Source organism: Campylobacter sp. US33a, assembly GCF_004378855.1.
Classification (GTDB): Bacteria; Campylobacterota; Campylobacteria; order Campylobacterales; family Campylobacteraceae; genus Campylobacter_D.
On the sequence record NZ_RYYL01000007.1, the window covers coordinates 70,922 to 90,618 of the forward strand.

At 29.9% G+C, this 19,697-nt stretch carries 19 protein-coding genes and 2 pseudogenes; 13 read left to right on the forward strand and 8 right to left on the reverse strand.

The window, feature by feature from the left end:
- Positions 1–2: 2 nt before the first annotated feature.
- The 8 genes from ELQ16_RS06620 to ELQ16_RS10415 all read left to right on the forward strand — a co-directional run bounded on the left by ELQ16_RS06620 (position 3) and on the right by ELQ16_RS10415 (position 9,189).
- A complete protein-coding gene (locus ELQ16_RS06620; RefSeq protein WP_134238764.1) occupies positions 3–1,289 on the forward strand; it encodes an O-acetylhomoserine aminocarboxypropyltransferase/cysteine synthase family protein in 1,287 nt (428 codons plus the stop codon).
- 35 nt (positions 1,290–1,324) lie between these two features.
- Positions 1,325–2,197, forward strand: a complete 873-nt coding sequence (gene metA / locus ELQ16_RS06625; protein WP_134238765.1) for a homoserine O-succinyltransferase — start codon at positions 1,325–1,327, stop codon at positions 2,195–2,197.
- A gap of 74 nt (positions 2,198–2,271) precedes the next feature.
- Positions 2,272–2,907, forward strand: coding sequence for a hypothetical protein (locus ELQ16_RS06630; protein WP_134238766.1), 636 nt, complete (start codon positions 2,272–2,274; stop codon positions 2,905–2,907).
- A gap of 83 nt (positions 2,908–2,990) precedes the next feature.
- Positions 2,991–3,158, forward strand: coding sequence for a dihydroneopterin aldolase (locus ELQ16_RS06635; RefSeq protein ID WP_134238767.1), 168 nt, complete (start codon positions 2,991–2,993; stop codon positions 3,156–3,158).
- Between the two features lie 9 nt (positions 3,159–3,167).
- On the forward strand, positions 3,168–4,685 hold the full coding sequence (locus tag ELQ16_RS06640; protein ID WP_134238768.1) for a disulfide bond formation protein B: 1,518 nt from the start codon (positions 3,168–3,170) through the stop codon (positions 4,683–4,685).
- Between the two features lie 143 nt (positions 4,686–4,828).
- The gene (gene dapB, locus ELQ16_RS06645) at positions 4,829–5,557 is read left to right on the forward strand and encodes a 4-hydroxy-tetrahydrodipicolinate reductase (protein ID WP_134238769.1); all 729 of its coding nucleotides are present in this window, start codon (positions 4,829–4,831) and stop codon (positions 5,555–5,557) included.
- A 1-nt stretch (position 5,558) separates the two neighbouring features.
- Positions 5,559–6,896 (forward strand): amidophosphoribosyltransferase, encoded by a 1,338-nt coding sequence (gene purF / locus ELQ16_RS06650; protein WP_134238770.1) that lies wholly within the window; start codon positions 5,559–5,561, stop codon positions 6,894–6,896.
- 172 nt (positions 6,897–7,068) lie between these two features.
- Positions 7,069–9,189 (forward strand): methyl-accepting chemotaxis protein, encoded by a 2,121-nt coding sequence (locus ELQ16_RS10415; RefSeq protein ID WP_134238771.1) that lies wholly within the window; start codon positions 7,069–7,071, stop codon positions 9,187–9,189.
- Between the two features lie 218 nt (positions 9,190–9,407).
- Here ELQ16_RS10415 and ELQ16_RS10020 read toward each other — a convergent pair whose 3' ends face one another.
- The 3 genes and pseudogenes from ELQ16_RS10020 to ELQ16_RS10025 form a co-directional block, all read right to left on the reverse strand.
- Positions 9,408–9,554, reverse strand: a complete 147-nt coding sequence (locus ELQ16_RS10020) for a hypothetical protein (RefSeq protein ID WP_166739667.1) — start codon at positions 9,552–9,554, stop codon at positions 9,408–9,410.
- 12 nt (positions 9,555–9,566) lie between these two features.
- Positions 9,567–9,908: pseudogene (locus ELQ16_RS10420) on the reverse strand (methyltransferase domain-containing protein); the annotation flags it as partial.
- Positions 9,909–9,951: 43 nt separating this feature from the next.
- Positions 9,952–10,128, reverse strand: a complete 177-nt coding sequence (locus ELQ16_RS10025) for a hypothetical protein (protein WP_166739668.1) — start codon at positions 10,126–10,128, stop codon at positions 9,952–9,954.
- A 399-nt stretch (positions 10,129–10,527) separates the two neighbouring features.
- Here ELQ16_RS10025 and ELQ16_RS10555 point away from each other — a divergent pair.
- Positions 10,528–11,112: pseudogene (locus tag ELQ16_RS10555) on the forward strand (cache domain-containing protein); the annotation flags it as partial.
- Positions 11,113–11,847: 735 nt separating this feature from the next.
- Positions 11,848–12,288 (forward strand): methyl-accepting chemotaxis protein, encoded by a 441-nt coding sequence (locus tag ELQ16_RS10560; RefSeq protein WP_407919968.1) that lies wholly within the window; start codon positions 11,848–11,850, stop codon positions 12,286–12,288.
- A gap of 175 nt (positions 12,289–12,463) precedes the next feature.
- On the opposite strand, the gene ELQ16_RS06670 is transcribed toward ELQ16_RS10560, so the two are convergent.
- From ELQ16_RS06670 to purM, 4 genes are all read right to left on the reverse strand, one after another.
- Positions 12,464–13,429 carry a glycosyltransferase family 9 protein gene (locus tag ELQ16_RS06670; protein ID WP_134238774.1) on the reverse strand — a complete coding sequence of 322 codons (966 nt, stop codon included), beginning with the start codon at positions 13,427–13,429 and terminating at the stop codon, positions 12,464–12,466.
- 120 nt (positions 13,430–13,549) lie between these two features.
- On the reverse strand, positions 13,550–13,855 hold the full coding sequence (locus ELQ16_RS10565; protein WP_407919969.1) for an accessory regulator AgrC: 306 nt from the start codon (positions 13,853–13,855) through the stop codon (positions 13,550–13,552).
- A 909-nt stretch (positions 13,856–14,764) separates the two neighbouring features.
- Positions 14,765–15,508, reverse strand: coding sequence for a bifunctional 2-polyprenyl-6-hydroxyphenol methylase/3-demethylubiquinol 3-O-methyltransferase UbiG (locus ELQ16_RS06680; RefSeq protein ID WP_208335079.1), 744 nt, complete (start codon positions 15,506–15,508; stop codon positions 14,765–14,767).
- Positions 15,505–16,494, reverse strand: coding sequence for a phosphoribosylformylglycinamidine cyclo-ligase (purM, locus tag ELQ16_RS06685; RefSeq protein ID WP_134238776.1), 990 nt, complete (start codon positions 16,492–16,494; stop codon positions 15,505–15,507). Before purM ends, ELQ16_RS06680 begins: the two co-directional genes overlap by 4 nt.
- A 57-nt stretch (positions 16,495–16,551) precedes the next feature.
- Here purM and coaE point away from each other — a divergent pair, with 57 nt between their 5' ends.
- Genes coaE through ELQ16_RS06700 form a run of 3 tightly spaced genes read left to right on the forward strand, consistent with a single transcriptional unit; the run spans position 16,552 to position 18,594 of the window.
- Positions 16,552–17,157 (forward strand): dephospho-CoA kinase, encoded by a 606-nt coding sequence (gene coaE / locus ELQ16_RS06690; RefSeq protein ID WP_134238777.1) that lies wholly within the window; start codon positions 16,552–16,554, stop codon positions 17,155–17,157.
- On the forward strand, positions 17,154–17,903 hold the full coding sequence (gene dapF, locus ELQ16_RS06695; RefSeq protein WP_134238778.1) for a diaminopimelate epimerase: 750 nt from the start codon (positions 17,154–17,156) through the stop codon (positions 17,901–17,903). The genes coaE and dapF overlap by 4 nt, the downstream gene beginning before the upstream one ends.
- Positions 17,878–18,594 carry a glucosaminidase domain-containing protein gene (locus ELQ16_RS06700; RefSeq protein ID WP_134238779.1) on the forward strand — a complete coding sequence of 239 codons (717 nt, stop codon included), beginning with the start codon at positions 17,878–17,880 and terminating at the stop codon, positions 18,592–18,594. The genes dapF and ELQ16_RS06700 overlap by 26 nt, the downstream gene beginning before the upstream one ends.
- On the opposite strand, the gene ELQ16_RS06705 is transcribed toward ELQ16_RS06700, so the two are convergent.
- Complete coding sequence (locus ELQ16_RS06705; protein ID WP_134238780.1) at positions 18,591–19,625, reverse strand: DUF4143 domain-containing protein; 1,035 nt, start codon at positions 19,623–19,625, stop codon at positions 18,591–18,593. The two genes, ELQ16_RS06700 and ELQ16_RS06705, sit on opposite strands and share 4 nt — an antisense overlap.
- Positions 19,626–19,697: the final 72 nt, after the last annotated feature.

Below are 19,697 nucleotides of genomic sequence, written 5' to 3' on the forward strand. Positions count from 1 at the left end.
TAATGTCAAATCATACACAAAATTACTCACAAAATACTTTAGCATTGCACGCAGGATACGAGTTTGATACTCAAAGAACTATTAGCGTGCCTATTTATCAAAACACAGCTTTTAGTTTTGAAAGCTCCGAGCAGGCCGCGGCAAGATTTTCTTTGCAAGAATTAGGCAATATTTATGCAAGAGTCAGTAGTCCTACTGTCGATATTTTGCAAAATCGTCTAGCTGCGGTTGAAGGTGGAGAATTTGGGGTTTGTACGGCAAGTGGAACAGCTGCGGTATTTTATTCTTTGGTTAATTGTGCGCAAAATGGGGATAATATTTTGTATTCAAATAAAATTTATGGAGGCTCTCAAACTTTGATACAATATACACTTAAGCGTTTTGGCATTGAAGCGAGAGAATTTGATATTGATAATTTAAACACGCTAGAGGAAAAAATAGATCAAAACACCAAAGCTATATTTTTTGAAAGCCTTTCAAATCCGCAGATTGCTGTTGCTGATGTGGAAAAAATTGTTGCCATTGCTAAAAAATACAATATCATTACTATTTGTGATAATACAGTCGCAACTCCATTTTTGCATAAACCTTTTGAATTTGGAGTTGATGTGATTGTCCATAGTTTAAGCAAATACATTAACGGCCAAGGCAATGCTTTAGGTGGTGTGGTGATTGAGAGAAAAAATTTAAATGCTTTGCTTAAAAATAATCCAAGATATCCCGCTTTTAACACACCAGATCCTAGCTATCATGGTTTAATTTATGCGAATTTAAACTTGCCAAATTTTAGCATACGCATTCTTACTGAATGGCTAAGAAATATCGGTGCGACCTTGTCTCCACAAAATGCATGGCTAATTTTACAAGGACTTGAAACTTTGAATTTAAGGATCATTAAACACAGCCAAAATGCCTTAGAAATCGCTCAATTTTTAAATTCGCACAGTGAGGTTAAAAGCGTGAGTTATCCCGCTTTAGAAACAAATATTTATCATTCTTTGCTTAAAAAATATTTTACAAATTCTTATGCTAGTGGGCTTTTAAGCTTTGAAGCAAGAGATTTCGAACATGCTAAAAAAATTTGCAATAGCACAAAAATTTTTAAAATTGTCGCTAATTTGGGCGATTCTAAATCTTTGCTTATCCACCCTGCTAGTACTACGCATTCTCAGCTTAACGAAGAGGAATTAAAAGCCGCAGGTATCACAAAATCAACCATTCGCCTAAGCATAGGTCTTGAAGATGCAAAAGATCTTATTAGCGATTTAAAACAAGCCATTGAGAGTTAAATTTAACAAATCAATTTTTTATAAAAGGAGTTACGATGCCATTAATCATTCCAAAAGAAATGCCTGCTTTTGAAGTACTTAAAAACAGTATTTTTGTGATGGACACACAAAGAGCAAATTCGCAAGATATCAGACCTTTAGAAATTTTGATTTTAAATTTGATGCCAACAAAAATTCAAACCGAAAATCAACTTTTATCTTTGCTGGCAAATTCGCCTTTGCAAATTAATATCACTTTTATTTCAACCCAAAGTTATGTGGGTAAGAATACCCCTTTATCTCATCTTGAAAAATTTTATCTAGGTTTAGACAAAATTAAAACTAGAAGATTTGATGGGGCCATCGTAACGGGTGCTCCTGTGGAACAGATGAGCTTTGAAGAGGTGAAGTATTGGGATGAATTGGTGGAAATTTTTAATTTTCTAAAGTACAATGTAACAAGCACAATGTATCTTTGCTGGGGTGCAATGAGTGGGCTTTATTATTTTTATGGTATAGAAAAAAAGCCTTTGAAACAAAAATGTTTTGGTGTTTTTGAACATAATATTGTGGATAAGGATTTAATTTTAACAAATTTAGATGAAAGAGTAGAATTTCCGCATTCTAGGCATTCTATAATGGATGAGAAACAAATTAAATCTTGTAAAGATTTAAAAATTTTGCTTAGAAGTGATGAAGTTGGCGTGGGCATAGCAAGGGATAAAAAAGATATTTTCATTTTAGGGCATCCTGAATACAGCAAAGATACTTTGGATTTTGAATTTAAACGAGATGGAAAGAAACAAAAACCAAAAAATTATTATGATACTAAAGGAGAAATTGTTTTTAAATGGCGTTCTTGTGCTAATACAATTTTTCAAAATTGGCTTAATTACGATGTTTATCAAAGCACACCCTATGTCTTGTAAGATTTTGAATTTTTGGTAAATAAATTTAAGAAATGAATTGTTATAATGTTTAAGATTTTAGTCAAGGAAAGATTATGCTAAAAGAAATGCTTGAGATTAAAAAGGAAATGGAGCCTATCATACATGAGGCAAATGTAAAGCTTAATGTTATAGCAAGAGAAGTTATAATTAGACGCAGAGAGTATGAAATTTATGGTCCTATGATTGATAGAATTTATCTTGATAATGCCATTTATGTTAAAGTTATGTCTGGTGGAAGAGATGCAAAAAGCGATAAAGTTGATATAAAAAATGGTTTTTACATGGTTTTTGTTGCACCGGAAAAAGGCAGCAGTGAGGAGATTAAAACCAAGTTAAAAATTGCCTATGAAAACTTCGAAGATCGATTTATTCGTGATCTTATTAGACTTTATCAAAGATTTAAAGAAATCATCTCAAAAACCCAAGCAACTCTGTCTAAAGCATCTCAAATGAATGTTGTGGTTGAAACAAATTTAGGAGAGGCCACTTCGGTATTTAAATTTAATATTAATATCAAATACACCAAAGAAGGTCAAAAACTTGAAAGAGATAATGTCAAATCTGCCGGAAGTTTTAGGGATACAAAAACTTATATCAATCTTATCGTTGAAAAAAACACAGATTCTAAAATATGTGAAAAACTACTTAATGATGTTGAAAGATATTTTGTTGGCGGTGGAACTTTATAAAATTCTGATTTATGATTTAGAAATCCTTAAGCTTAAATTATAGTTTTTTAGTTACACTTACGCCTTTAAAAAAGGAGGAAAAAATGGAATTTTTAGAGCTTTTATTAATCTTAATCGCTATTATTCTTATGATAGCAAAACCTGAAAAAGAAAAATTTGCTTTTTCTTTGATAGTAATTGCTTGGTGTATTATGGTTTTTGATTATTTGGGTCGAAAATCGGGTGCAATTTTAGGTTTAATGAATTTATAAGGATAGACTATGTGTGATGTTAATAAAACTAGAATTTTTTATTTTTTAATGTGTATGGCAGGACTTTTGATTATTTTGTTGCCTGTTGGAATTGCAAATTTAGTTTTTGGTTATATGATGGGCGATAGTCCTTGTACTTCTTGTTGGGGACAAAGAGAATCTATGATTTTTATAGGTGTGGCTGCTCTGTTTATTGTTCGCTATGGTTTAAAAGGTAAATTTTTAGCGTTTTTACTAATCGCTACTGCTTTTGGTTTGTGGCAGTCTTTTAATCACATAAGCTCTCATGCACATAGGGACTTAGATCAAGGTTTTGGTATGGCGGTTTTTGGGCTTCATACTTATTTCTGGGCTGAAGTAGTATTTTGGGCTGTAATATTACTTTTAGGCGTAATTTTTGCTTTTGCTCCTAAATTTGCTTGCTTTGATAAAGAATTAAATGGAGAAAAATTTAGAAAATTTAATAAATTGAGTTTATCTGCCATGGTTATTGTTGCTTTCATTGTAGCTTCAAATGTTTTTCAAGCTTTTGTAAGTACAGGTATTCCTCCTTATAGCGGACAAGGCGATCCGGTAAGATTTAGCTTAAATCCAAAATATATCATTTGGTCAGATGCGGGTTGGAGTAAAAGCTGGCAAGAAATTTCTTTCTTAGGAAAACGCGATGTTAAAGCTCCTGATTATGCTTTTGCGCCTGCAAGTGAAAAATTAGGCATTAGTTTTGATAATGATATAAACAATGCTCCATTTGCAAAAATTAATGATGAGCTAGAAATTGTTAGTGAGCAAACCATTAATTTTGATAAAGCTATCAATACGCTTGATTATATCAATGATGAATTTGTAGCGAGTTCAAAATGGGATGTGGTATTTTTAAATGATGAATTTAAGGTAAAAGAAAGCTTTGTGCTTGATCCTTATTTTTCAGCAACTATTGATCCAATTATAGGTATTATCCCTTATATGGGAGATAAATTCATTCTTATGGGATCAAATAAATCTTTCTTAAGATTTGCAAAAAATCCAAATGCCGATGAAGCTTTACAATATGCAGATTTTATAAAAGGAAATGGTAAATTTGAAGGTCAAGGAAAAGACTTGGGTCGTGGAAGACTTGATACTGTTAGAGCCAAATTTAACCATGTAGCAAGTATGACTACAGATGATAATTATCTTTATCTTGCAACCGTGCCAAATAATAAAGATGCGAAAACTTTTGTAATCTCTAAAGTTTCTCTAAAAGACCGCGTTCTTTCAGCGGAATTTACTCCAAAAGCGGACTTAAAAGAAGGTAAAACTTTGGGTGATCTTTATGTAACTTCTATGACTTATAAAGATGGTAAAATTTATGCATTAAGTAAAAATCACAATGTAATTGCAGTGATTGATATAGCTAAAGAAGCGGTAGTAAAAACCATAGCTTTCCCAAGTTCTATCACTAATGCAAGAAGTATTTTCTTTAAAGATGGAAAAATTAATATACTTTCTTATCAAAATAATGAAAATAAACTTTATGTTTTGGACTGATTAAAAATCCTAGATTTTCTAGGATTTTTGATTCTCGGTATTGTTAAATTTCTTCATAAAATAAATATTTTAAAGTTTTAAATTTTTATCATAAAATAAAAAAACAAATGTTAGAATTTTAATTTTTACAATAGAGGGAACTAATGATAAATATAGGAATTTACGGTGCCAATGGGCGTATGGGAAAGCAAATTGAAGAATGTTTAAAAAACGAAAGCGAAGCAAAAGCAACTGTGCTTTTTGATAAAGGGGGAAATTTAGAGGAGCTTTTTGAAAAAAGCGATGTGATTATTGATTTTTCATCTTCAAGTGGTACACATGAGCTTTTAAATTATGCAAGAACAATGCCGAAACCTTTAGTGATTGGCACAACGGGACTTGATGAAAAAACCATGAGTTTAATGCAAAGTGCGAGTGAAGTGATGCCTGTTTTTTATGCGACCAATATGTCTTTGGGAGTTGCGGTTTTAAATTATCTTGCAAGCAAGGCAAGTGCTATGCTTAAAAATTTTGATATAGAAATTTTAGAAATGCACCATCGTCATAAAAAAGATGCGCCAAGTGGAACGGCAATGACTTTGGCTACAAGCGTTGCAAAGGCTAGGAATTTGGATTTGGAAAAAGTAAGGATAAGTGGAAGAGATGGCATTATAGGAGAGAGAAAAAAAGATGAAATTGCAGTGATGAGTTTAAGGGGTGGTGATATAGTAGGATGCCACACTGTAGGCTTTTATGAAGATGGTGAGTTTTTGGAATTAAATCACACTGCAACTTCAAGAGCCACTTTTGCTAAAGGTGCAATAAAAATTGCGATTTGGCTTAATAAGCAGGAGCCGAAATTTTATTCAATTAATGATTTTTTAGGAATTTAAAATGTGTGCAGTTGTAGGAATTATTAACTCAAAAAATGCAAGCACTTATGCGTATTACGCTCTTTTTGCTATGCAGCACCGCGGACAAGAAGCAAGTGGAATTAGTGTAAGTAATGGTAAAAACATTAAAACCATTAAAGCCAAAGGCGAAGTGAGCCAAATTTTCAACCCTGATAATTTAAAAACCCTTGAAGGTGAAATTGCTATAGGCCATAATCGTTATTCTACAGCAGGAAATTCAAGTTTAAATGATGCTCAACCTGTGGCGGCAAATTGTGTTTTAGGCGATATTGCTTTAGTGCATAATGGAAATTTAGTTAATAAAGAAGAAATAAGAAAAAAACTCATTCAAGATGGAGCAATTTTTCAAACCAATATGGATACAGAAAATGTTATCCATTTAATCGCAAGAAGCAAAAAAGAAAGCTTGAAAGATAGATTTATTGAAAGTTTGAAAGAGAGCATAGGAGCGTATTGTTTTATCCTAGCAAGTAAAGATAAGCTTTATGTGGCTAGAGATCCTTATGGGGTTCGTCCTTTATCTTTAGGGCGTTTAAAAGATGGTGGATATATAGTTGCGAGTGAAACTTGTGCTTTTGATTTGATAGAAGCTGAGTTTATACGTGATGTAAAGCCTGGAGAAATGCTTATTTTTACACAAGGAAATGATAAATTTGAAAGCATAGAGCTTTTTAAACAAGAACCTAGAATTTGTGCTTTTGAATACATTTATTTTGCTAGACCTGATAGCATTATCGAAGGCAAAAGTGTGTATGAAATACGCAAAAAAATGGGCGAAGCTTTGGCGAAAAAATTCATACATAAGGCTGATTTTGTTGTGCCTGTGCCAGATAGTGGAGTGAGTGCTGCAATTGGCTTTTCACAGTATTTAAAAATTCCACTTGAAATGGCGATAGTTAGAAATCACTATGTAGGAAGAACTTTCATTGAGCCCACTCAAGAACTCAGAAATTTAAAAGTAAAATTAAAGCTTAATCCTATGCATAAGGTTTTAGAAGGTAAAGAAATTGTTGTTGTGGATGATAGCTTGGTGCGTGGAACAACTTCTAAAAAAATCATCTCTTTGCTTCGTGCTGCAGGGGCAAGTAAAATTCATTTAGCTATTGCATGCCCTGAAATTAAATTTCCAGATATCTATGGTATTGATACGCCTACTTTTGAAGAACTTATTAGTGCAAATAAAAATGCTGAAGAGGTGCGTGAGTATGTGGAAGCTGATACGCTAAGTTTTTTAAGTATAGAAGAACTTACACAAAGTATTGGAGATGAAAGGGAGTATTCTTTAATTAGTTTTAATGGGGATTATTTTATCAAATGATTTTTTAATATTTTTATACAATAATTGTATAATTAATCAATTTTATTTTAATGCTATTTGTTAAAATTTTTGTTTCATCAGCTTAATGTAAATTTTATACCCATTTTAAGTTTTTATATTTTAGAATATATTTTTTATCTGTATATAAAAATTTTTAAATAAGGACAAAGTAATGTTTTTTAAATCTTTAAACATTGGTTCAAAGTTAGTTTTATCTGTTGTTGCAGTTGTTTTCATAGGGATTATAGCCTTTGTTATGATTGTAACTTCTCAAGTTGCTTCAAATATGGAAAGAGAAGCTAAAAGCGTAATTTCAGTAGCATCCAAACGATATGTTAATTATATAAGTGCGGCTTTTAATGAAACAGTTGTTTTAACTCAAGGAGTTGGAAACACTCTAAATAAACTTTTAGAGGAAGAAGATTCTTTGGATTTAAGAACTGTTGAAACTATAATGAAAAATACTTTTGACAGTACCGCAGAGTATTCTACTTATACTTTTTTATATCTTACTGATCCTTCTGTTTTATCAGGCGCAGAATCCATGGATAAGAAATATAAAAGTCCAAGTGGAAGTTTTGGTATAATGTTTGCCGATGAAGCTACAGGTGCATATAGTGGTATAGTATCGGTACAATTTAATGACAATTTTAAAAATTACAAAGTTGTAAAAGAAATCGAGGAAAAAGCCAAGTACAATGACCATTCAACTGTATATTTTGGTGCTCCTGTGAAAATGAATTTTAACGGTAAAGAATTTTTGGGTATCAATGTTGGCTTTCCGGTTTTTACTAAACACGGTAAGTATGTAGGTATCTTTGGTTATACTATAGATCTTACAAAAATTTCCGAAGTTTTTCTTGATAAGAAATTAGATCTTTATGAAGGGGATTTAAGAGTTTTATTAACCGATGAAGCAATAGTTGCTATTCATAAAGACTCTTCATATATCCTAAAGAATATGGGAGAGTTAAATAATACACCAAGTATAAAACCTGTATTAGAAGCTATCAAAGGGCAAAAAGATGAAATTTTTGATAATTACACTACTATAGCAGGCGTACCTGGCTATGCCAGCGTTGCTTCATTTGCTACTTATGGAAATTCAAGCAAATGGAGTGTTTTAGTTACCGCACCTAAAGAATCAGTATTAGCTCCGCTATATAAATTACAGCAACTTATTTTACTTGCAGCTGTTGTATTTTTGATTATTGTTGGCGTAGTTGTTTATTATTTTGTTAAGGTTATTGTAGGCAATAGACTTCCTATTGTATTACATTCTCTGCAAACTTTCTTCCGTTTTTTAAATCACGAAAAGGTAGAAGTTAAACCTATAAAAATTAGAGCTAATGATGAATTGGGTTCAATGGGACAAATGATTAATGAAAACATTCAACGAACTCAGTCTGGTTTTGAGAAAGATAATCAAGCTGTAAAAGAGTCAGTAGATACTGTTCGTATTGTAGAGAGAGGGGATTTAACTGCGAGAATTACAGCAGAACCTAGCAACCCGCAACTTATGGAACTTAAAAAAGTACTCAATGAAATGCTTAGTGTTTTTGAACATAAAATTGGATCTGATACAAATGAAATTCATAGAGTTTTTGAGTCTTATAAAGCACTTGACTTTAGCACAGAGGTAAAAAATGCTAAAGGGAATGTAGAGGTCACAACAAATATTTTAGGTAGCGAAATCCGCAAAATGCTTCAAGCATCTCTAAATTTTGCAAATCTTTTATCTGTTGAGTCTGAAAAACTTCAAAAAGCCGTAGAAACATTAAATCAAAGCTCTAGTTCTCAAGCCGCATCTTTAGAAGAAACAGCTGCTGCTTTAGAAGAAATTACTTCTTCAATGCAAAATGTGTCACAAAAAACAAGTGATGTTATTACTCAAAGTGAAGAAATTAAAAATGTTACAAGTATTATTGGAGATATAGCTGATCAAATTAATCTTTTAGCATTAAATGCTGCTATAGAAGCCGCAAGAGCTGGAGAACACGGAAGAGGTTTTGCAGTTGTGGCCGATGAGGTTAGAAAACTAGCAGAGAGAACTCAAAAATCTTTAAGTGAAATAGAAGCAAGTGCAAATTTACTTGTTCAATCAATTAATGATATGGCAGAAAGTATTAAAGAACAAACCATAGGCATTACTCAAATTAATGATGCAGTTGCTCACATAGAAAATGTTACTCAAGAAAATGTAAAGATTGCTAATGATTCTTCTATTATTTCTAATAGTGTTAGTACGATTGCAAATAATATTTTAGAGGATGCAAAAACTAAAAAAATCTGATTTTAAGAATAAAGGAGCTCTGTTCCTTTATTCTTTGATATTTCTCAATATTTAAAAATTCTAGTTTAAAATCCCATTTTTACTTTATTTTAGCATTTTTGCGATGAAAACTACAGCTTTTTCACCTAAGCTTGATGAAAAACTAAAATTGACGGTATTATATTTGATGATCTTTTGGCAAATTAAGTATTTGGATAAATTTGAAAACACAAACTAAATCATATCTTAGCTACAAAAAACAATCTTGGCATAGACAAAAGCACATTATTATCTTTTTGTGGTGGAAAAAAGGTGCAAGTTTTACTTTTAATTCTTTGTTTTTCTAAATATGGACGAAGTCCAGAGCCTTTATACCACTTAATCACTTCATCGAAATTCTATAAAATATGATAATAAGTGCTTTGCCAAATTTCAACTTCTTTAAAATAATTTTGTAAAATATCATAATACTCATAAGGCTCTAAAGCATAAAATATCCTAGAATTTAAGCCATATTTTTGTGTAAGTGTTTCTAAATTTTGATGAAAAATCGAATTTTTGATCAAAGGAAGTTGTGCTGCAAAAATACCATTTTTATTTAAAAGCTCTGAAAGTTCTTTGAAAAGCTTGTTTTGATTTTCTATCCAATGGATACTCGCATTAGCAAATATAGGATCAAATTTAGTCTGTATATTTAAAAGTTCGTAGTTAATATCAAACTTAGCAAAATCATAATTTTTAAGATTCTTGCTTTTTCAAGCATATCCAAAGAATTATCAATGCCTAAAATTTGAGCATTTTAAAAGAATTTTGTAAAATTTGAGTGCTATTTGCAGGACTACAGCCTAAATCCAAAATATTATTAATATTGCTTTGATTTTCAAATTTATTAATCAAATCAAAAACTGCCACATTGCGTTCTTGTTCAAATTTTAAATATTGAGTTGCATCCCACTGCATTTTGTTTCTTTTTTCCTATTTAATCTATTTTAATAAAAACAATCTTTAAAATTTTTAAGGTTTTATATTTATTTTTATATGAAAAAATTTATTACTTAATATTTTAATTTATAAAAATGTAATATAATTGTTTTTGGTTTTTGTATGAAATAATCGAGGAGAAATATTATGAAACAAAGAAGTGTAAAAAGTAAGTTGATTTTACTTATTGTAATCGTTTTTGTTGTAATTATAGGTGTATTAAGTACCTTTAATTATAAATCCACTTCAAATGAAGTTATGAATCTATATGGAAGTATACAAAGAGGGGTTTTGGATGCCTCATATACAACTGTAAATATTTCTATGAATATTGAAGCTCAACAGCATTTAGAAGCCATTGCAAAAGAAATTTTAGCTATGGATCATCAAAATATTATTGCTCAAAGACAAATTCTTCTTACAACTCAAAATCTTATTAAATATCCAACAATGTTTATTGCTTATGAAAATGGAGATATTATTATACAAGATGAAGGACAACGCAAAGAGCTTTCTAATAACTGGGATCGTACTGCTACTGATTTTAGACAAAGAGATTGGTATAAACAAACCAAACAAAGCTTAAAAAGTATAGTTACCCCTGTTTATGAATCAAATTCTGGAGCGAATGCTGGAAAAAGTGTTGCCACTATCACTTATCCTTTGATAAAAAATGGACAATTTATTGGAGTTTTGGGTTTTGATATTTTTATTGAAGGTTTTCAGGAAAGATTTGTAAATTTCAAAAGAAGACAACTTCCTAGCTTGGATGTATATATCACCGATACTACGGGTAGAATTATTTCTCATGCAGATCCTAAGGTTGTTGCGCATAAAGAATTGTATCCACAAGAAATTCAACTTCAAAAACTTCTTCAAACTTCACAAAAAGGTAGTTTTGAATATATTGATATGACAGGATATGAAAGAATAGGTTATTACAAACAATTTCCTTTTGGCTGGACTATAGTAGCTTCTGTAGCAAAGAAAGATTATGTTGGTGGCATCAGAGATAATTTCTTATATGCTACAAGTATATCGATAACTTTACTTTTGATTGGTTTGATTATATTATTTTTCTTTATTAAAAAACTCATTAGTCCCTTAGAAAAAATTAAAGATGTTTTATTGCACTTCTTTAATTATTTGAATCATGAAACCAAAGAGAATCCAAAATTGCTTAATATATCGAGTAATGATGAATTTGGTGTGATAGCTAAGGCTATTAATAATAATATAGAAAAAACAGAAAGTAATTTAAAACAAGATGAAGAATTAGTAAAAAATGCTCTTGAGGTTATTGAAATTACTAAGTCAGGTGATCCAACAAAAAGAATTACTCCAACAGGTTCAAATCCTCAATTAAATCAACTTAGAAATTCAGTTAATGAGTTGCTAGATCTTATTTGTTCTGCTGTATGCAAGGATTTACCAGCTCTTAATAAGGTATTTGATTCTTATACAAATTTAGATTTTACCACAAGCATTGATAATGCTCAAGGTAGAGTTGAGATTGTAACTAATATACTTGGCGATGAAATCCGCAAAATGCTAAAAGCTTCTTTAGAATTTGCTCATTTACTTTCTAGTGAGTCTGAAAAACTTCAACAAGCGGTTGGGGATTTAAATAAAAGTTCAAATGTTCAAGCCGCATCTTTAGAAGAAACAGCTGCTGCTTTAGAAGAAATTACTTCTTCAATGCAAAATGTGTCACAAAAAACAAGTGATGTTATTACTCAAAGTGAAGAAATTAAAAATGTTACAAGTATTATTGGAGATATAGCTGATCAAATTAATCTTTTAGCATTAAATGCTGCTATAGAAGCCGCAAGAGCTGGAGAACACGGAAGAGGTTTTGCGGTTGTGGCCGATGAGGTTAGAAAACTAGCAGAGAGAACTCAAAAATCTTTAAGTGAAATAGAAGCAAATGCAAATTTACTTGTTCAATCAATTAATGATATGGCAGAAAGTATTAAAGAACAAACCATAGGCATTACTCAAATTAATGATGCAGTTGCTCACATAGAAAATGTTACTCAAGAAAATGTAAAGATTGCTAATGATTCTTCTATTATTTCTAATAGTGTTAGTACGATTGCAAATAATATTTTAGAGGATGCAAAGAAAAAGAAATTTTAAAATAAAAAAGAAGGATTAATTTCCTTCTTTACTTCAAATTTTTTAAATTCTTTTTTATTTTTTAAATAAAATTCCATAGGTTTTCCTATATTTTCTTCTTTTTAATCATCTGTGTGCAATAGCAATTTTATGAGATATTTTTTAAGCAATTTGCAAAATATTATGAAATTTCTATTTAATCACTCATCAACTCATCCAATCTTTTTAAAACTTCTTCTATGATTTCCTCGCTTTCGCTTTTACTTAAATCACTTTGCTTTTTAGAGATGAAAACATAATTTTGATTAAAAGTTTTCCAGTATAAATCATCTTTATAAAGATATAAACCTATGCTTGGAATTTTAATATTAGAAGCTAGGTGAATAGTTCCTGTGCTAGGACTTATCAAGCATTTTGAAAAATAAAGCAAAGCAAGTAAATTTAGAATATCATCATCATTTTTAAAAATATAAATTTGATTTTTATCTGCATTTTTAAAAGAATTTAGATTATCAATGAAATTTTGATGCACTGCTTCAAAGGTTGGGATAACTATTTTGTATTTTAAACTAGCTTTACAAATTAATTTTATATAGCAATTTATGCTTAAATTATAAGGCGTAGTGATAGCAAAGGGATTGATAATGAGAAAATCTTTTTCTTTTAAATTATGGCTCATTAGAAATTCTTTAATTATATTTTTATTTTTTAATGGAATTGGAATTTGATTATTAAATGTTAAAGTATTGATTTTTTTATCATAAAGTTTTGGATTTATTTTTCTTGCATAATAAAGCATTTTTGCTCTTATGGTTTTATCTTTAAAAAATTTCTTAATAAAACTATCATTAATTGTAATACACCTAAAGTTTAAAAAACTCAACCATTTAAGACGAATTATAATGCGTTTGGCATTGCTTTGAAGTAAAAATTTGATCAAAAAACTTTTAGAATGAAAAGCTATCAAATAATCGCAATGATGAGCATTGATTTGTTTTATAATTTGGGGATAATTTTCTTTTGCAGATGAAGAAATGAGTTCAAAATTATCTATAAAGTCAAAATTTTGTAATAATTTTTGAGTATTTTTTGCACCAAATACAACAAGTTTTGCTTTAAAAATAGTTTTGATCGCATAAAGCATATCTAAGCTTGCAACCATATCTCCTATAGAATGTGGGCAATAATATCCTACACAAAGACGATTGCCCCCCCCCTAAAATTTCATTTAAATTTCGCATTTTTACCTTTATTTATTTGTATAAATTTCGCTTTTGCTATCTTAACAAATTTTAACACTTTTTTGTCCTTTTAATTTAAGCCAAAAAATTAAAAATGAAATGAAATAAGCAACTTGAAAAAGTATTATACCTACTAAGAATAATTTTTCAAATACAAGATGATTAAGCGTTATAAGCAAGGATGTATAACATATTGCTACAAATCCATTGCAAGTAAAAAATATAAAAACAAGATAGAAAAGCTTTTCTTTTGTAATTTGAACTAAAGTTTTAAAGAATAAAAAGGCGAGGATAATACAGCATAGGTTTAATACTATTATCAAACTTCCATGTGCAGTTTTAGACATTATAATAGAAGGAGGAGTAAAAAGAATATAGTCACAAAAAACACTTAAGCCTTGCCATATGAGAAAATAAATAAAAAGTTTGTAAGTTTTTAACTTTTTACAAAACAAAAACACGCTAAGCAAAGCTAAAATTGTTGCTATATAAAATAAAGTTCTTCTTATATAAAGCTCTGCGTTATAATCAAGGCCAACAAAAGATATAAAATATTGAAAAATTATAAATACTAGAACAAGCAAATTTAAAATTATAAATGAAGCCATTGTGATTTTAATCCATTTTAAATCGAAAACCTTTTTTTGTTCTTTAGCCAATCTTTCTTCTAAATTTACAATTTCTTGCTCGTCAAATTCTTTAAATTTTATCCATGCTACAAGCTTTAAAATATAGCCTATTAACACTCCTATAGCACCCAAACCAAATAAAGGTAAAGTACAAATTCCTATAAAATAAGCCCAAAAAGCATTAATAAAATACTTTTGCTTCGTTACTCTTGCAATTTCATAATAAAAGGCTTTAAAAAAAGGAAAAATTAAAGCCAAAGTAATATAAAAAAGCACGCAAAAAGTGCCTATGGCCAAAAATGCATTATCTTCATTAAAATAAAGTCCACCAAAAATATCGATTCTAGGCTTTAGAATTGCAAATAAAACACTTACATTAATAAGAATTCCAAAAAATCCAATTCCTGCAACGATAAACAAATTTTTAAATAAATTCTTAGTGCCACCATAAATTTTTAAATCATAAAGCACAATAAAAAATAAAATCCAACTTGCAAGAGCAAATAAAACTCCAAGATAAGGAATGATACTTAAAAAGCCACAAACAATACTCGCTATGGCTTTGAAGCGAATTTCTTTTATCTTTTTTTGAAGTAAAATTTCATTTAAGCTTTGCATTTTTATCCTTTACTTAATACATTCACACAAAAACATTTCGCTTTTATCATCTTTAGCAATTTTTTTATCAAAAGAAGAATAAATAAAAAAACGCTCAAATTCAAGTTCTTTTAAAATATTTTTAATTTCTTTTAAATCATAAAGATGAATTTTAAAGTCCATCTTTTCACTTTGCAAAAGCTTATCTTTATCATATAATTCATAAATAGAAGGCGAAAATTGTGTTTTAGAAAATTCATCATAATGATTTTTATTCTTTAAAATGAGATCAAAATTTTGTTCTGTTTTGACTTTAACACTTATTTTATAATCATTATCATCTTTGTATCTAGTCATAATAGTATCAAGTGCAAAGACTAATTTTCCACCTTTTTTCAAAAAAGATTTTAAATTTCTTAAAAGCCTTTTGCACTCATTTATATCAGTAATCAAGCATAAAGAACCTGAACTAATAAAAATATAATCAAAACTCTCATCGCTTTTAAAATCTAAAATATCACATTTTGTGATTTTTGCATTAGGGGTTTTTTCTTTGAGTTTTTCTAACATACTAGCAGAATTATCCACTCCGCTAATATCAAAACCTTGCTCCACAAAGGGCAATAAAAACCGCCCACTTCCACACATTAACTCTAAAATTTTTTCTTCCTTTTTTGCATAAGAAAGATAAAAATCTAATTCATCCTTAGGGGCTTTTGCATGCAAAATTTCATACATTTTCGTACATAAAAAATCATAATAATTTGCTCTCACTCTAAAACAACGCCTTCATTAATCGTGATTTCACCGATGATAAACGCGTCTGAATTTTCTAAAACTTTGCTTACACTAGAAGGATCAACGACTAAAACCAAACCAACTCCCATATTAAAACTTCTATACATTTCGCTTTCTTCTACTGCTTCGCTTATATGGTAAAAAATTTCCGGAGTTTTTAGATGATGTTTGCGTATGATTGCACCCATTCCGCGAGGTAAAACGCGTGGTAAATTTTCCACCAAACCTCCGCCAGTAATGTGTGCTAAGGCTGATATATAAGGCTTTAAAGCAAGAAAATCACGCACATAAATCCTTGTAGGCTCTAATAAAACATCGATTAAATTTTTACCTTCTATCTTATCATCAAATTTAAGTTTTAAGCTTTCAAAAAGCACTTTTCTAGCTAAAGAATAGCCATTTGAATGAAGTCCAGAGCTAGGAAGTGCTAGCAAAATATCGCCATTTTTTACAAATTTACTTCTATCGATTTCATCTTCTTCTGCCACTCCCACTGCAAAACCGGCTAAATCAAAATCATCTTTTGCATACATTCCAGGCATTTCAGCAGTCTCTCCGCCAATTAAAGCACAATTTGCCATTTTACATCCATTAGCAATACCTGCCACAACGGCTTTTGCTACTTCTACTTCAAGTTTAGCCGTAGCATAATAATCCAAAAAAAACAAAGGCGTAGCAAAATTACAAATTAAATCATTAACACACATTGCAACCAAATCTTGCCCTATGGTGTCGTATTTTTTTGCATCAATAGCTAAGCGAAGTTTAGTGCCAACGCCATCAGTTGCACCTAAAATTACAGGATTTTTAAAGCCACTTGGCATTCTAAAAGCACCTGCAAAAGAGCCAATCCCTCCTACAACACTATCATTAAAAGTTTCTTTTACTAAAGGTTTTATTGCCTCTACAAAGGCATTGCCATTGTCTATACTTACTCCAGCATCTTCATATGAAATTTTCATTTATTTTCCTTTAAGAATTAAAAAGGTATTTTATCTAAAATATCTAAAGGTTAAATTATGAAAAATGCCTATTTTGTAACAGCTTCCATTGCTTGTGGCAAAAGTACTTTTATACAAATAGCCAATTCTTTAGGCTTTAAAAGCCTTAGTGCGGATGCGATTGCACATCAAATTTTGGATGAAAACGCTTTAGAGCTCGCACAAATTTTTTCTCAATTTAGCACACTGAATTTATTAAAAAAAGATGGGAAAATAGACAGAAAAATTCTTGGAGAAATTATTTTTTCAAATAAAGAAGCTAAAAAAACTTTAGAAAATTTCACTCATCCAAAAATAAGGGCAAAAATTCTAGAACAAATGCAAATTTTGGATAGAGAAAACAAGCCTTTTTTTGTTGAAATTCCGCTTTTTTTTGAAAGTGGTGCTTATGATAATCTTGGTAAAGTGATTTTGATTTATGCTCCAAAAGAACTTAGTTTAAAAAGGATAATGCAAAGGGATAATTTAAGCTTAGAAGCTGCAAAATTAAGACTTGATTCTCAAATGGATATTGAAGAAAAATTTAAAAAAGCGGATATAGTCATTAAAAATACCCTTTCTTATGCTGATTTTAGGCAAGAATGTGTTAGAGTAATAGAAAATATTTCCAAAGGAAAAGCGTGAAATTTTATAAATATTGTGCAAGTGGTAATGATTTTATCATAACAAATGCTGATGAAAAAAAAGACAGAAGCGCTTTAGCTAAAGAGCTTTGCAACCGCTATAAAGGCATAGGAGCAGATGGTTTTATTGCAATCTTACCGCATGAAAAATACGATTTTGAATGGGAATTTTATAATAATGACGGCTCAAGAGCCTCAATGTGCGGCAATGGCTCAAGGGCTGCGGCGCATTTTGCACACCATATCAATAAAATACAAAATAAAATGGCTTTTTTAACCGGTGCTGGCATCATAAAAGCGGAAGTAAATAACAATATTGTCGAAGTTTCTTTGGGTGAGGTAAAGAATGTGGAAAATGCTTTTGATGAATTTGGAAAAACTTGGCAAATTTGCGATACTGGGGTTCCACATTTAGTACATTTTTGCGAAAATTTAGATGATTTCGATCTTAGACTTTGTAAAAAAATGAGAGAAAAGTATAATGCAAATGTGAATTTTGCACAAATTATTGATGAAAACACTTTAAAAGTTCGCACTTTTGAAAGAGGAGTAGAGGACGAAACACAAGCATGTGGCACCGGAATGGGAGCTTGTTTTTATCTTGCTTTTTTAAATAAATTAGTTAAAAATGAAGTAAAAATTTTTCCAAAAAGTGGCGAGGAAGTGGGTTTTAAATTTGAAAATGAAGAATTATTTTTTAAAGGAAAGGTGAGATACTGTTTTGAGGCAAATTATAATTTTTCTTAGTTTGTTTCCTTTGATGCTTTTTAGCATAGAAAAAAATGGTTTTGGGGAAAATTACTATCAATTAAATATCAAGGAAAAGCAACAAGTCTTTTTTGAAAAAATGAATCAAATGTTCGATATTTCTTTTGGGAAACTTCAAAAAGAATTAGAATTTGTAGAGTCCTTTTTAAAAGAGGGTGCAAAAAGTGGTTTTAGGGATTTAAATCCAGTGCAGTTTTCAAGACTTATTGAGATTAAAAATAAGTATCGTGTAGAGAAAATTTTTGATTTAGAAGATTATCAAAAGCGCATCGGCGTAATTCCAAAATCTATGGGCATAGCGCAAGCTTTAGTAGAAAGTGGTACAGGTACTAGTCGCTTTGCAAGAGAGGCTAATAATCTTTTTGGAGAATGGACTTGGAGTGAAAAAGGTTTGACTCCAAATGCTAGATTAGAAGGAAAGACTCACAAAATTCGCATTTTTGATACTTTACAAGAAAGCGTGGATTCTTATGTTTTAAATTTGAATCGTCACGCTGCTTATGCTGATTTTAGAAAGGCTAGAGAAGAATTTGCAAAGCAAGGTAAAATGATTGATGGAATTAGTGCCATACAAACTTTAGATAAGTATTCAGAAACGGGCAAACATTACATAGAAGTTATTACTAAAATCATCAAAAAACATAATTTAGAAAAATACGACTATAATTAAAAGCCTAAAGCCCATTTGTCAAAGGGCAGAATTTCAAATTTTATCCCTTGATCAAAAAAGCTATCTTCATTGGAAAGAGTGATAAAAAAAATGTGAAAGATATGAAGTTCTAGAGCCTTTGGTAAAATTTTCTTGGCTTTAATTTTAATGAGATCAATGTCTAAAGTAGGACTTGAAATATAAGCAGTTTGTGTTTCTTTATTATAAAAATTAAAAAATTTATTATAAAAAAAATCTTTTTTAAATTTAAATAATTCGCTAAAAATTAAATTTTCAAACAAGGCGTTAAAATCTTTTTGTATACATAGGGCATTTTTCATTGCAAAATCTCTAAAATAAATTTTTTGTAGTCTTTTTTCATCATGATTTAGATTTTTGATAATAAAAGTATTTTCTAAATTTTTAATGCTTTGATAAACGCTATCTTTTGAAGTTTTGATTTTTGTTTTAAGCTCTAAAAAAATTTGAGAGATGCTAATTTGTTGCCCAAGATTTAATGCAAGGTATTTAAGAATTTCAAGCTCAAGTAAGGAAAAATCTTGCTTTAATAGCTCATTATTTTCACTAAATTTTGATCGTCCTATTTGCAAAAAAAGTCCAACCAAATGATTTATAGGAAGGTTTTTATTGATACTTATAAATTCTTCAAAATCAAAATAATCAAGTTCTAGTTCTTCAAATCCTTCAATATACAAATTTTTCTTATTTGTGCTTAATATAATAGGAATGTTTATTTTGTCAAATTTAGGCACGAAATCTAAATCACAAATGCAAAGAATTTTAATCTGTGGGTGTGTTTGTAAAAAAGCTTCTAAATTCAACAAACTATTTTTTTCAAAGCGTATATCATTTGTGTTTAAAAATAAAACTTCATTGTTTTTAAAAGAAGATAAAAAATTAAAAATTAATTTTTTCTTACCGCAGTGTTTTGGGCCTTTGATGATAATATTTGTTTTTGTAATCTGTGTTTTTCTTTCATTGCTTGCTTCAAATTTGGGATGATTTTCATAAAAAAATTGGAGTATTTTCATTTTTTATCCTTTTATAAAGGACAATTATAGCATTAAATTTTTATTAAAATGAAAATTTATAAATTACATAGA

Excerpts from the sequence above, each read along its gene's own strand:
- ELQ16_RS06705 (WP_134238780.1), bottom strand. The coding sequence starts at position 19,625 with ATGAAAATACTCCAATTTTTTTATGAAAATCATCCCAAATTTGAAGCA.
- ELQ16_RS06640 (WP_134238768.1), top strand. The coding sequence starts at position 3,168 with ATGTGTGATGTTAATAAAACTAGAATTTTTTATTTTTTAATGTGTATG.
- metA (WP_134238765.1), top strand. The coding sequence starts at position 1,325 with ATGCCATTAATCATTCCAAAAGAAATGCCTGCTTTTGAAGTACTTAAA.
- ELQ16_RS06630 (WP_134238766.1), top strand. The coding sequence starts at position 2,272 with ATGCTAAAAGAAATGCTTGAGATTAAAAAGGAAATGGAGCCTATCATA.
- coaE (WP_134238777.1), top strand. The coding sequence starts at position 16,552 with ATGAAAAATGCCTATTTTGTAACAGCTTCCATTGCTTGTGGCAAAAGT.
- dapB (WP_134238769.1), top strand. The coding sequence starts at position 4,829 with ATGATAAATATAGGAATTTACGGTGCCAATGGGCGTATGGGAAAGCAA.
- ELQ16_RS06620 (WP_134238764.1), top strand. The coding sequence starts at position 3 with ATGTCAAATCATACACAAAATTACTCACAAAATACTTTAGCATTGCAC.
- ELQ16_RS10415 (WP_134238771.1), top strand. The coding sequence starts at position 7,069 with ATGTTTTTTAAATCTTTAAACATTGGTTCAAAGTTAGTTTTATCTGTT.
- ELQ16_RS06635 (WP_134238767.1), top strand. The coding sequence starts at position 2,991 with ATGGAATTTTTAGAGCTTTTATTAATCTTAATCGCTATTATTCTTATG.
- ELQ16_RS10565 (WP_407919969.1), bottom strand. The coding sequence starts at position 13,855 with ATGTCTAAAACTGCACATGGAAGTTTGATAATAGTATTAAACCTATGC.
- ELQ16_RS10025 (WP_166739668.1), bottom strand. The coding sequence starts at position 10,128 with ATGCAGTGGGATGCAACTCAATATTTAAAATTTGAACAAGAACGCAAT.
- ELQ16_RS10560 (WP_407919968.1), top strand. The coding sequence starts at position 11,848 with ATGCAAAATGTGTCACAAAAAACAAGTGATGTTATTACTCAAAGTGAA.
- ELQ16_RS06670 (WP_134238774.1), bottom strand. The coding sequence starts at position 13,429 with ATGGTTGCAAGCTTAGATATGCTTTATGCGATCAAAACTATTTTTAAA.
- purF (WP_134238770.1), top strand. The coding sequence starts at position 5,559 with ATGTGTGCAGTTGTAGGAATTATTAACTCAAAAAATGCAAGCACTTAT.
- purM (WP_134238776.1), bottom strand. The coding sequence starts at position 16,494 with ATGAAAATTTCATATGAAGATGCTGGAGTAAGTATAGACAATGGCAAT.